The sequence below is a fragment of the Saccharopolyspora karakumensis genome, from assembly GCF_004349225.1.
GTDB classification, from domain to species: Bacteria; Actinomycetota; Actinomycetes; order Mycobacteriales; family Pseudonocardiaceae; genus Saccharopolyspora; species Saccharopolyspora endophytica.
Genome location: NZ_SMLA01000021.1, coordinates 80500 through 92552, shown reverse-complemented (window position 1 = coordinate 92552; position 12053 = coordinate 80500). Strand labels below are relative to the sequence as shown.

At 68.2% G+C, this 12053-nt stretch carries 13 protein-coding genes; 4 read left to right on the top strand and 9 right to left on the bottom strand.

Annotation, left to right across the window (positions count from 1 at the left end; all coding sequences use genetic code 11):
- The coding region (locus E1202_RS15985) for a hypothetical protein (RefSeq protein ID WP_207918666.1) at nt 1–959 on the top strand (959 nt) is incomplete at its 5' end.
- Between the two features lie 138 nt (nt 960–1097).
- On the opposite strand, the gene E1202_RS15980 is transcribed toward E1202_RS15985, so the two are convergent.
- Nucleotides 1098–1460 (bottom strand): hypothetical protein, encoded by a 363-nt coding sequence (locus tag E1202_RS15980; protein ID WP_235878432.1) that lies wholly within the window; start codon nt 1458–1460, stop codon nt 1098–1100.
- Nucleotides 1461–1852: 392 nt separating this feature from the next.
- Here E1202_RS15980 and E1202_RS15975 point away from each other — a divergent pair, with 392 nt between their 5' ends.
- The gene (locus E1202_RS15975; RefSeq protein WP_408006568.1) at nt 1853–2251 is read left to right on the top strand and encodes a DUF4383 domain-containing protein; all 399 of its coding nucleotides are present in this window, start codon (nt 1853–1855) and stop codon (nt 2249–2251) included.
- 1172 nt (nt 2252–3423) lie between these two features.
- On the opposite strand, the gene E1202_RS15965 is transcribed toward E1202_RS15975, so the two are convergent.
- From E1202_RS15965 to E1202_RS15955, 3 genes are read right to left on the bottom strand one after another with little or no spacing between them, the layout of a single operon-like run.
- Nucleotides 3424–3855 (bottom strand): DUF6098 family protein, encoded by a 432-nt coding sequence (locus tag E1202_RS15965; RefSeq protein ID WP_235878431.1) that lies wholly within the window; start codon nt 3853–3855, stop codon nt 3424–3426.
- On the bottom strand, nt 3836–4660 hold the full coding sequence (locus E1202_RS15960) for a cytochrome c oxidase assembly protein (RefSeq protein ID WP_132683943.1): 825 nt from the start codon (nt 4658–4660) through the stop codon (nt 3836–3838). Before E1202_RS15960 ends, E1202_RS15965 begins: the two co-directional genes overlap by 20 nt.
- Before the next feature lie 43 nt (nt 4661–4703).
- Nucleotides 4704–5186: a DUF2243 domain-containing protein gene (locus E1202_RS15955; RefSeq protein ID WP_235878427.1), complete on the bottom strand. Its 483-nt coding sequence runs from the start codon at nt 5184–5186 to the stop codon at nt 4704–4706.
- 221 nt (nt 5187–5407) lie between these two features.
- On the opposite strand from E1202_RS15955, the gene E1202_RS15950 reads away from it, so the two are divergent.
- Nucleotides 5408–6886 (top strand): FAD-dependent oxidoreductase, encoded by a 1479-nt coding sequence (locus tag E1202_RS15950; RefSeq protein ID WP_132683942.1) that lies wholly within the window; start codon nt 5408–5410, stop codon nt 6884–6886.
- A gap of 88 nt (nt 6887–6974) precedes the next feature.
- On the opposite strand, the gene E1202_RS15945 is transcribed toward E1202_RS15950, so the two are convergent.
- Together E1202_RS15945 and E1202_RS15940 are read right to left on the bottom strand one after the other, a co-directional pair.
- Nucleotides 6975–7469 (bottom strand): MSMEG_6728 family protein, encoded by a 495-nt coding sequence (locus tag E1202_RS15945; protein WP_132683941.1) that lies wholly within the window; start codon nt 7467–7469, stop codon nt 6975–6977.
- A gap of 171 nt (nt 7470–7640) precedes the next feature.
- Nucleotides 7641–8870 carry an MFS transporter gene (locus E1202_RS15940; RefSeq protein ID WP_132683940.1) on the bottom strand — a complete coding sequence of 410 codons (1230 nt, stop codon included), beginning with the start codon at nt 8868–8870 and terminating at the stop codon, nt 7641–7643.
- A gap of 435 nt (nt 8871–9305) precedes the next feature.
- Between E1202_RS15940 and E1202_RS15935 the strand changes: the two genes are divergently transcribed.
- Nucleotides 9306–10067 carry a 3-oxoacyl-ACP reductase gene (locus tag E1202_RS15935; protein WP_132683939.1) on the top strand — a complete coding sequence of 254 codons (762 nt, stop codon included), beginning with the start codon at nt 9306–9308 and terminating at the stop codon, nt 10065–10067.
- 162 nt (nt 10068–10229) lie between these two features.
- Here the strand turns inward: E1202_RS15935 and E1202_RS15930 are convergent, their stop codons facing one another.
- From E1202_RS15930 to E1202_RS15920, 3 genes are read right to left on the bottom strand one after another with little or no spacing between them, the layout of a single operon-like run.
- The gene (locus E1202_RS15930; RefSeq protein WP_132683938.1) at nt 10230–10598 is read right to left on the bottom strand and encodes a hypothetical protein; all 369 of its coding nucleotides are present in this window, start codon (nt 10596–10598) and stop codon (nt 10230–10232) included.
- Nucleotides 10595–11371 (bottom strand): alpha/beta fold hydrolase, encoded by a 777-nt coding sequence (locus E1202_RS15925; protein ID WP_132683937.1) that lies wholly within the window; start codon nt 11369–11371, stop codon nt 10595–10597. Before E1202_RS15925 ends, E1202_RS15930 begins: the two co-directional genes overlap by 4 nt.
- Nucleotides 11364–12041, bottom strand: coding sequence for a DUF998 domain-containing protein (locus E1202_RS15920; RefSeq protein WP_165943871.1), 678 nt, complete (start codon nt 12039–12041; stop codon nt 11364–11366). The genes E1202_RS15925 and E1202_RS15920 overlap by 8 nt, the downstream gene beginning before the upstream one ends.
- Nucleotides 12042–12053 lie beyond the last annotated feature (12 nt).

Below are 12053 nucleotides of genomic sequence, written 5' to 3'. Positions count from 1 at the left end.
GGGGAGGGGGCGGTTTGGGCACCGAACGACCCGTCGGGCCGAACGTACCGCGCGCTTGGGAGCGAGCCGGCAGCGGCGGACCCCGTCCTTTCACCTCGTGGATCTCCTACCGGCGTCCACAAGGCACCTGCTACCTGTGGGAGTCCCGGCACTCCCGCAAGGGCGCCGGCCCGGTCACCGCAACGGGGCGGGCCGCACCGCACACGGCCGAGGCCGAGTCCTCGCCGAACCCCTGGCTGCAGCTCTGGGCGCCGCAGCGGTTGGCTTGGTGGATCGCGCTGATCTTCCTGGTCGGCTCGCTGCTGTTCATCGCAGGGGCAGCCGGATCGCTGGCGCCGTCGGCGTTCGGGGGGCAGCACCGGATGGCCATCTACGCTGAGTCGTGCTATTTCCTCGGTGCGCTGCTGTACACGGTCAGCGTTTACGGGCAGGTGTTCGAGAGCCTCAACGCCGATGACCGGGTTGGCCCGGACGGAGCCACGCATGCCCCGCACCGCTACCGCTGGTTCGGCTTCGAGCCCGGCAAGCTGTCGTTCTGGACGCCGTTCGTGCTGCTCATCGGGTCGCTGACGTTCAACTACGAGACGACGTTCGCGGTGGGTGCCAAGTTCGAGCTGCTGCCCAAGGCGGGCTTGTGGTGGACCAGCTTGATCGGCAGCGTGCTGTTCCTGGTTTCCAGCTTGCTTCAGCTGGCCGAGGCAGGGCACGGGTACTTGAAGTTCGATCCGCGGGATGTTTCGTGCTGGGTAGGGCTGTTGTTCGTGCTCGGCTCGATCGGCTTCATCGTGGGCTCGCTGCCCGGGTTCCCGGACACGGGGTTCCCGACTGCGGAGAACCCCGCTGGGGCGTCGATCGTCAAGGTGGGGTTCTTGGCCGGCGGGGTGGCGTTCCTCCTGGGCAGCTACCTCATGCTGCCGGAGCTGTTCATCCAGCTCCGCTCACGGGACAGGCGGAGCTGATGCGGGATCCGGGCCTGGTTTTGCAGAGCGTTCCGCCGTTCGAGTATTGCGAATGCCCGCCAGTGCGCTCGTGAGGGCGAGATGCCAAAGCAAGACGCCGTGGCCCGCGGCTGAGTGGCCGACTGCCGCGCGCCGGTGTCACTCCCGTTCGCGGGAGACGGTGTCTTCGTGGATGTGCTGAGCCTCTTCCCAATACTCACCGGCGTGCCGCATCGCTGAAGCGAGCACCGCGGTCATGCCTTCGAGGTCTCCGATCGCGCGATCCAGAGCTTCCTGGGGGTGGTCGCGCAGCGCTTCCTTGTACAGGCTGTTCCGGTCCACTTGGTCGAGCTTGTTGGTCAATTCGTCGGCCAGGTGGTGCAAGGAACCAAGCACTCCGAGCAACGCCGCGCCGAACGGAGGCCAATCCAGTTGGGCGAGGTCAGTTCTTGCGCATTTTCTCGCGGCCCGGTCGAGCGCGTCCCGGGCGGCGTACATCTCTTCGAGGGGATGTTGAGCCATGGTTCCCGCCTCTGCCAAGTCGATTCGTAACATTGCTATCGTCAGCACGAGCCGAATCGGGGCCGCAGCTGCGTGCCGGCTCGCGCCTCGGTGAGACCTGCGGGCAGCACAACTTCCATGTCAAGGCCCTGGGGTGACGCGCGCACGCTACCGCTTGCACGCTGGTCGTGCATGCGATCCGCCGCTCAGCGGTGGGCGTTGGCGTCGTCCTTGTGGTGCACCACCTGCAGTGCGGTCTCGTGCCACCGGTCGCGACGTGTCGCTGCCACTTGTAGTGGGTAGCCGAGAGCTGCCAATGCACGAGGGGGAGAATCATGAGCGGAACTAGCACACGCAGTTCGATGCACGAGTCACCCGCACGAATTGCTGCAACAGTCGTCGCGGGAGTCTTCTTGCTCGTCGGCATTCTTGGTTTCATTCCTGGGGTCACCACCGAGTACGAGGGTATGACATTCGCCGGCCACCACTCCACCGCGATGTTGCTTGGGGTTTTCCACGTATCGATCTTGCACAACGTCGTGCACCTTCTCTTCGGCGTCCTCGGATTCGCGCTCGCCCGAACCGCCGGCGGCGCGATCTCATTTCTCGTCGGGGGAGGCGCTGTGTACCTGCTGTTGTGGATCTACGGCCTCATCGTCGACATGGACAGTGCGGCCAACTTCGTACCGTTGAACACTGCTGACAATTGGCTGCATCTCTTCCTGGGGCTGGGGATGATCGCACTCGGTGCGCTGATGTGGCAGGCAGGCGGCCGCCACCGCTCGACGAGCGGCCATAAGGGCACCTCCTGAAGGGGTAACAGGCGCTGAGGCCGTGTGGTCGTCGTGAGGACCTGCACGTGATTGGCGTGGTTTTGGCGCTAGTGCTCCCCCGAACGCGGCAGACGTGTCGAAGGCCCGCTCGCACACCGAAAGTCGCAAACGCCACGCGAATCTCGCGTGCCCCACCGAGATTTTGTTTAGGGTTGGTCGTGCCGGGAAATACAAGAGGAGAACAAAAGTTCTTTGATCTCTCATCGGAGGGTACAGTGTTGACCATTCTGCGAAAGAAGGGCGTCACGTCCGACCACATGTTCGCTGCTGGGTTGATCTCAATCGCTCTGAGCGTGGTTAGTTGGGCCGCATCGCTCAACGCGTCGGAATCGACCGCCCGAGCGGATCGATGGGGAATCTTCGTGGGGGAATGGGCGCCTAGCTTCTTCGCGCTGGGTGTGGCGCTTCGCGTAGACGAGAACGAGGGCGCGAAGGGCGGTCGATAGGGCGGGCGGTGTGCGCCCCGAGCTCTCAGCCATGCACTGGCTGCCACAGCCGAGGTCACCAGAGAGGACCGCAGTAAGCGTGTCCCTCGGGCTCCAGGCGGATACGGAAGCGGCTGAACCAACGCGATGGAACAAGGAGGGCGAAATGGTTCAGTGGGCCACAGCTTGGAAGTGCGAGCGCCCGTAGCGCAGTGCTATCAGTGGCTGCGTCCGCTCACCCACGTTCCAGAAGTTTTCCCCGACGTGCAAACGGGTTGAACCGCGAAGCGCTGAAGCCGATACGGCGCATTGGGGGTCTCCGGACCCGCAGGCAAGGACGCCGAGCGGGAGATGCGCGGATCGTCGAGGCGCCAAAACCGTCTCCACAGCGGGGCGGCCCGTTTCGACGGCCACGGAGGTAGTAGAGGTGAGCTTGCGGTACGACGCCGCCCGGGGGCACCGAACCAGAGCATTGAGGCCTTGAGGGGCGGCTCAGGGGCTCCGAGTGTTGGTCGTCCGCTTCCGCGTGGTTTCGGGTCCGCCCGTCGTGGTGATCCTGGTGAGTCGGCCACGTGGAAGCAGTTGGGTTGGGGGTCCGGTTTAGTGGCTCGTGGTCGTCTTGCCGCCGCTCACCGGCTGGAAAATGAGCGTGCAGGTCTTGTCGGGTTCAGATGCGCCCGAGGTCCTGGGCCCGTACACCGCACCGCGCGAAATGGATTGATCGCCTCAGGTGTACCGATCCAACGGCCCCCATCCGCGGTTGTGATCCTTGATCAACCCCCGTGCTTCCTGCATCGCGTATTCGGCCACCCAGGCGAGCGCCCGCTGGCAGCGAACGAGAGGCTCGTTGTCAGGGCCCCGTGCGACCTCCGTGCCTCGCAGCAGCCATGCTCGTACGTCGGGCTCCGGGCGGCGCTCGCGCAGGTGCTCGTAGTCGTAGAGCCTCCGCGCGACCCAGAGCCGCAGTGATCTGTCGCCCCACCACGACTCGACCTGCAAGGGGCTCGCCGAGAGCCCCGGGAGCTCGACGCCGGTGAGCTCGTCACTGCTCGTGGAGCCCGCGTCGATCGCTGGTCCGCGCGACCAGCGCACGTAAAGCCCCACACCCCGCGCTTCGAGGAGGACGGCCTCGACCAGTTCATCGAGATCGCGCAGCACCGGAAGCTCTTCGTGACCGCAGTCCATCCCAGGTGGTTACCCGACTCCAGCGCGGCACAACGCGTCGGATCGGTCGAGCAGGAGTGAGCCACGAACGGCACAGGAGCACGAAGAGCAAGAGCTCCACCGGTGCGGAGCCGTAGTACATGAGCTGGCCGCCGACCTGCGCCTGTTCTGCGGTCACGCCGTCGGGAGGTGCGGCGTAGACGGTTTTCGCCAGGACGTTGTGGGCGGCCACGGCCACGACCAACGTCGTGGCGCGCCAGGCGGCGTGGGAGCGGTGCGGCGCCGGGTCGGGACCACCGAGGACGGCGAAGGTGAACACGAAGCCGGCCGCTAGCACGTGGATGTGGACTGCGGCGTGCAACCACGGTTCGGTGTGCATCGCCGCGTACACGCCGGTTCGGTAGAGCACCCACAAACCGCCGATGTTGAGCATCGCTGCGATTGCGGGCTGTGTCAGCACCCTCATCGGGGTCGAGCGCGTGCAGCGGGCCAAGGTCCGAGCAGCGGCGACCGGTAGCGCCCGCAAGGCGAGGGTGACGGGAGCCGCCAGAACCATCAGCACGGGTGCCAGCATCCCGAGCAGGATGTGTCCGGTCATGTGGAGGACGAAGTCGTGGTGGGCGCGCTGCGCGAACGGCCCCGCCGAGGTCGCCGCGACGCAGGACCACCCAGCAGCCCACAACACCGTTCGGTATGCCGGCCACTGGACGCCGCGGTCCCGCAGTCTCGCGGTCCCGACCACATGTCCTAGTACGGCGGCCGCCGATACGAGCACGACCAGGCACTCTCCAGCGCTCATCGGTGCCGAACCGGTCTGGGACGAGGACGCATGGAAGCTCTTCCTAGGGTGCCGGGTCCTCGGGGTGATGGACCCGCATCAGGACCCACCACGCCATTCCGGCCAGCAACAGGACGGCGGCGACGACGTTCCACGCGAGGTCATAGGGCATCAAGCTCACCCCGTAACGGATCTGGTGCAGGTTGAGGAGCTTGTGCTGGACGAGCCCGTCGTAGAGCTGGAAGAACCCGGCCCCGATCAGCCAGCCGGCCGCGAAGGCGGCGACGCGGAAGGCACGTTCGCGGCGCAGCGAGCCGACCATCAGCAGGGAAGCGACGGTGGCGAACCAGCTGAACGCGTGGAAGAGCCCGTCGGAAACCAAACCGACACCGCTGGTCGAACGGTCGTAGAAGTGGTGCCAGTGCAGCAGTTGGTGGAAGACCACTTCGTCGATGAAGGCCACAGCGCCCAGTCCCAGCATCACTCCCGCGAGCAGGTTGCGTCCGCGGAGCGTTCGCAGAGCGACGTCGGGCGCGCGTGCCTTCACGTCTCCGCCTCCTCGTCAAGCTCGGGCCTGGTGCAGGACTGCCGGCCCACGGGGTTACCCCTGTGGACGTTCGCGTAACCGCGAGTGCTGATCGGTCGGAGAGTTCGTGCCTACCCGGGGCGCGGAGGCGCCGAAGGCGAGAGACCGCGTGGTTTCGACGATGCTGCGGCGGGGAACTCGACCTCTGTCGCACCGGTACCGGAAGAAGGGTGCTGTGACACGTGAATTCTCCTTGGTTGCAAGCGCGGCACGTCGAGCACCCTCCGGTGCGCGACGCCCCCTCGTTCGACGTCGCGGTGATCGGTGGCGGCATCGCCGGCGTGACCACGGCCTTGCTGCTCAAGCGGACCGGGGCGACGGTCGCCGTGCTCGAGGCCGACCACGTCGCCTCCGGTGCGACGGGCCACAACACGGGGAAGGCGACCGCGCTGCAGTCGACAATCTATTCGACGATCCGGCGCAACCGTGGTACCGAGGCAGCGCAGGTCTACGCCGCTGCGAGCGCCGCGGGCGTCGAGGAGATCGCGAGGCTGGGCGTCCCCTCCGAGATCAAGCGCAGACCGGCCTATACCTTCGCGGTGGACGAGAGCGGTGCGCAGGCGGTTGGGGAAGAATGGGAGGCGGCGCGGGAAGCGGGCTTGCCGGTGGTCGCCGACGAACTCCCCGAACTACCGCTTCCCGTCACGGCCGCAGCCAAGTTGGACGACCAGGTCGAGTTCGATCCGGTTCGTCACACCCGCCACCTGGCGAGGCAGGTCGATGGCGGGGGGTGCGCCGTCTTCGAACGCACCAGAGCGCTTCGGCTGACCGAAGGTTCGCCGTGCCAGATCACCACCGATGGCGGCACGCTGACGGCCGACCGCGTCGTGGTGACCACGCACGCTCCGGTCTGGGACCGCGGGTTGTACTTCGCGGCGCTGGAGGCGCACCGGTCGTACTGCATCGCAGCGCGGCTCCGCGAAGAGCCGCCGCGGGGGTTGTCGATCACCGCCGGGGAACCGACCCGCTCGGTGCGCTCGCGTGGCGACCAGGTCGTGGTCTGCGGCGAAGGGCACCAGACCGGCAAGCCCGCAGGCGGCAACGATCCCTACACTCGGCTGGAAGCCTTCGCCCGCGAGCACTGGTCGGTCGCCGACATCACGCACCGCTGGTCGGCGCAGGACTTGGTTCCGACCGACCGGTTCCCGATGGTCGGTCGGTACTTGCCGCACTCCTCGCGGCTCTTCGTGGCCACGGGTTTCATGAAGTGGGGCCTCACCGGCGGGACTGTCGCGGGGAAGATCCTCACCGACCTGCTGAACTCGGACGAGAACCCGTGGGCGGAAGCCTTCTCGCCGGCCCGGCTGTCGCCGGGTTCGTGGCCGCGGCTGGCGTGGCACAACCTCAGCGCCGGCCTCAACTTCGTCGCCGACCGGGTCTCACCCGCGACGGCGACCGATGTGCGGGAGGTGCGGCGCGGTACCGCGGCGGTCATCCGGGAGGGGGTGGATCGCACTGGCGTCTACCGCGACGAGGAGGGTCTGCTGCACTGCGTCTCGATGCGGTGCACGCACCTCGGATGCCTGGTGCGCTTCAACGATGCGGAGTCCACCTGGGACTGCCCTTGCCACGGAAGCCGCTTCTCGGTGGACGGAACCGTTCTGGAAGGCCCGGCGGTCGAACCGCTTCCGGTCAAACCGCCGCCCCGGCCACCCGGCTGAACGATCGCCGATTGGAGAGCTCGCTCCGGTCGTCACCGGTGTCGCCGATCAGCGATCGAAGTCGCGACCAGAGAAGGCAAGCGGTGCACTACGACGGCGACCTGCGGTGGCCGGTCCTTCGAGGGCGGTCGGAGACGGGCCACGCGTAAGGCAGGTCGTTGGCGACTCCCGCGAAGAACCTGCGGTAGTGGTCGGGGTTCTTGCGTAGCAGTGCTGACCGGTGGCTGCGGTGGAAAGCGGGATCACCCAGCCACGGTGGTAGTTCCAGGGCTTTCGCCAGCTCGTCCTGCGACCGCACGACGGACAGCCCGCTCGTTGCTCCCCACTCCTCGCGTATGCCCAGCTCGCACGTGTCGGGACTCCCGGTTCTCGTCCAGACGCCGCATATCGTGATGCCGTAGCAGCTCAACGCCTCCTCGTAACCCGCCCACATCGCCACTGCCGGATGGTGTTGCCAGCCGTAACCGACGACGGTCAGCGCACGGAGCACTTGCAACGCCTCGACGCGTTGCTTGCCGAGTCGGCGGGGGTCGAGAACCTCGGCCGAGTCGATGAAACTCGGGTAGGGCAGGAACGTTTGCACACCTCCGGTGTGCCCGGTGCACTTCGATGACAATCCTGTGCCAACGGCCCTCCCACAGGCGAACACTCCGCCGAGCGCCGATCTGGCGTCTCACGGCCGCCCGTGGTCGTCTGCTCCTTCTGGACGCCGGCTCCTGAGCTGGTTGTCGAGAAACGAGTGGAGGTGCTCGGCTCAGGCCGCGGCCGCGACCGGCTGCGGGGCCGCCGCCGGACGTCCGCCCTCGATGACCTCCAGCGCCGGAACCTCGCGCCGGGAGTTGCGGTCCAGGCAGCTCGTCACCATGGCCAGCGCCAGGCCCACCGCGGACAGCAGCACCCCCACCAGGTTCGGTGAGAGCAGCCCGAGCCCGTGGGCGATCACCAGACCGCCCGCGTAGGCACCGATCGAGTTGGCGACGTTGAAGGCGGACTGCAGCGCCGCGGACACCAGCGACGCCTGTCCGTCGGCCTTGTCCATGACCAGCGCTTGCATGATCGGCGCGACCATGAAGCCGACGGCTCCGATGGCGAAGACGGTCACCGCGGCCGCCACCTTGTTGCCGGAGGTGAGGGTGAACAGGCCGAGCACGACGGCGATCCCGAGCAGCGCGGCGTAGACGCCGGGCATCAGGGCCTTGTCGGCGATCCAGCCGCCCAGGTAGTTGCCGACCGTCATGCCGAGCCCGGCCAGCGCCAGCAGCAGCGTCACCGCGGTCGGCGAGTACCCGGACACGTCGGTGAGGATCGGGGTCAGGTAGCTCAGGCAGGCGAAGGTTCCGCCGAGGCCGAACGTGACGATCGCCAACGCCAACCACACCTGCGGCGACCGGAAAGCGGCGAGCTGGTCGAGGACGGCGGACTGTCCCGGCTCGGGGCGCCCCTGGTCCGGGACCAGGCGCACGATGGCGGCGACGGCCACGACACCGATCGCGGCGACCACGGCGAAGGTGGCCCGCCAGCCGAACTGCTGGCCGAGCAGCGTGCCCAACGGCACGCCGACGACGTTGGCCAGCGTCAGGCCCATGAACATCATCGAAACCGCCTTGGCCCGGCTACCGGTCCCGGCCAGGCTGGCGGCCACCACGGCACCGGCGCCGAAGAACGCGCCGTGCGGCAGTCCGGCCAGGAATCGGAGGGCCACGCCCACCCCGGCGCTCGGCGCCAGCGCGAACAGCGCGTTCCCGGCGGTGAACAGCCCCATCGTCAGGACGAGCATGGTCTTGCGCGGCAACCGAGCGCCGAGGATGGTCAACGCCGGAGCGCCGACGACGACGCCGAGGGCGTACCCGCTGATCAGGTGCCCGGCGGTCGGGATGGACACGCCGAGCTCCGCGGCGGCCTGGGGGAGCACGCCCATCATGACGAACTCGGCGGTGCCAATACCGAAAGCGCCAACGGCGAGCGCGAGCAGCGCGAGGGGCACGGTTCTCCTCTCGGGGAAGCAGGGCTCTGCGAGCAGTGCGGGAGGGATTCGGATCACCGGTCGCGGGGAACCGATGGGCTGTATCGATAAAGAACAAGGTCAAAAGCAAAGACAGTCGAGCAAGCGGAACTCGCGCTCTCATCGGCTGTCCTGATCCCAGTCTCGGCCGCGCAGCACCCGGCTGTCCAACCAGAAAGCCGTGAACCGAAACACTCCGTGCACGAATTCCCGCCTGACGACACCCATACGAGTGAAGAACAGTCGCCGCTCGCGGGCGCCGCAGTAGCACGCCGTCACCGCACAAGGAGGTCGCGCTCGTCGGCGCGATCGAGTCCCTCCCGGCCGGCTGAACGCAAGTGGAAGCCCTCAGTGCTGCTTGCGGACCACGGCACTGCGGATGTCGACGGCTGACTTCCGACCACTACCGTGCCGGGCATGGATTTCGAGGATCAGCTCGTGGTGGTGACCGGAGGTGGACGCGGACTGGGCGCCGCGTTGGTGCGCGCGTTCGCGATGCAGGGAGCGCGCGTCGTGATCGACTATCGCCGCAGCCGTGAGCAGGCCGAAGCGCTGGCGGCCGAGCTCGGCGACCGGGCGATCGCCGTCGCGGCCGACGTCACGGATCGAGCCCAGGTCGACGCACTGTTCGCCACGGCACGCGAGCGTTTCGGAACTCCGGTGACGACGGTGGTCAACAACGCTCTCGCCGACTTCGCGTTCAACGGCGACGCTCGTTCGCACGCCGACGCGATCACGTGGGGTGAGTTCGCCGGGCAGTTCGAGGGAAGCGTCCGCGGGGCGCTGCACACCGCTCAGGCGGCACTGCCGGGCATGCGGGAACTCGGTGGTGGTCGGATCATCAACGTCGGCACCAATCTGTTCCAGAATCCGGTCGTGCCCTATCACGACTACACGGCTGCGAAGGCGGCGCTGCTGTCGCTGACCCGCACCCTCGCCGCCGATCTCGGTCCCGATGGCATCACGGTCAACATGGTCTCCGGTGGGCTGCTGCGCACCACCGACGCGAGCGCCGCCACTCCCGAGGAGGTGTTCGACGCGATCGCGTCGAACACGCCGTTGCGTCGTGTTGTGACACCGGGAGAGTTCGCCGACGCGGCTCTGTTCTTCGCCTCCCCGTGGTCGCGGGCTGTGACGGGACAGAACCTGGTGGTAGACGGCGGCTTGGTCAACGCCTGAGCGGCCACAGTGGACGGCACCCGGGTTCGTGTGGCTTGGCGGCTCGTTCGGAGGCGCTCTCGAACCGCGCGTCCCACGGCCAGGAAGGGAATCGCCTCTTCGGCATTCCCGCCGAGATCTGCATCGCCGCTGTCCGGCGGAAGTGATCGAGCGGACCGGTCGTCACCGGCAGCCGACGCCCAGGCAGTCGGCGTGCAGGAACATCCTGCCGTCGAGCCGGATGACGTAGTCCTCGCGCTGGGCGCGGGTGCCCGCTGCGGTGACCACGCCGTGCACGGTCACCGCAGCGTTGTCCGGTGTCGAAGCCGTGCACTCGACGGTGAAGTCGGAGCCGAGGCCGGCGTTCTCGGCTCCGGTGCTGCGGCAGGCCGGGCGTTCTCGCAGCAGAATTCCGTGCTGCGCCAGCTCCGCCCGAGCGCCCAAGGAGACGGCGTTGCGGTACCCGGCGGCCGAGATCGCCTTGGCCGGGTCTGCGCAGCCGGTGACCACCAGGGCGGCCACTGCCAGTACCAGCGCCGGTCCGGTCCTCATGTCCCACTTTCCGTCGCGGCCTCGATGGTCTCCACCACCACGTCCGGACATTCCCACGCCACCTGGTGCCGGCTGTGGGGCAGCAGGCGGTGACAACCTCCCAAGAGCCCTGCCAGGCGGGTGTGGCACCTCGTCCACCGCACGGCCGCGTTCGCGCGCATCCCGCCGACGGCGGTGAGGATCCACACGGGTACGGGAGGGAACGTCGTGCGCTGCCGGAGCACGGCCAGGTCTCGCAGCATCGGCTCGAAAGCGAGGTATTCCTGCCATGCTGCGGTGATCGCGGCCGGTGACCGGAATCGGGTACGGCCGGCCGCTCGCACCGGCGGCGGCAGCGGTCGGGACGTTTGCGCACGCGCACCGGCCGTCCAGATGGCAGGTCCGAACGGTGCGATGCAGGGGGCCGCACGGCGGCCCAGCGCCTCTGCGGCCAGCAGCGACCACTCCGGCTGCGGTGACGCGCTGCCGCAACTCGGGTCCAGCAGCACGAGCGCGCGCAGCGAGCCCGGATGCCGTCGACCCATCGCCTCGGCGTGCAGCGCCGAGACCGAATGCGCGACCACCACCGCACTGCCGTGCCGGTCCGCGGCCGCGCTCAGCCGGTCGGCCTCGTCATCCAGGCTGGGCAACCCTGGCCGAGGAGCGCACCCGTCGAGGCCGGGGCGTTCCAGCCGATGCACGCGATGCGCCGACAACGCGGTCAGGACCGGTTCCCAGTCGTAGGCGGCACCGGCCATTCCCGAGGTCAGCAGCACCGCGGGGGATTCACGCATCGAAACCACCCGCGGATCGCGCTCGACGGGCATGGCTGACGGCCACTGCGATCAGCCACGTCGCGATCAGGGCGAGCTGCACCCGTTGGGTCACCCCGGCTCCCGTGCCCATCCACAGCGCTCCCAGCGTCGCCACCGTCGCCAGCCCGGTTAGCGAACACCACGCCCAGCCCCAGCGTGCCCGCGGCCCGATACCGGCCCTGGCCAGTCCGCCCATGGCCACGAGCATGCCCAGCGCCGCGACGGAGCTGGTCATCTCGTGCACCGTGTGGGTGGCGGGGAGCGCTCCCACGAGCTCTCGCACCGCGCATCCCGAGTCGACGTAGCTCGCGCACGTCATCGGGGTCAGCGCTCCGTCCAGCCCGGTGGCGACGCCGAAGACCAGCAGACCGCTCCACCCCACGGCCCCGCCGCCGCTGCACCGGATCCCGGCCACGGCGGCTGCGGCGGCCAGCAACCCGGCGAGTCCGTCACCGATGCGGAAGAGCCGGCTCCCCGGTTGGTCACGGGCGGCGAGTTCGCTGACGTAGCCGTTGAGCGCGTCCAGACCCGGATTGATCCACGGCCCCAGCAGCCACAGGCTGTAGAGGACAGCGGCGCACGCGCAGCATCCTGCGACTGCACGTGGCTCCCACCGGGCCGCAACCCGGGCATCGGAGACGGCCGGCATGAACTGTCCTAG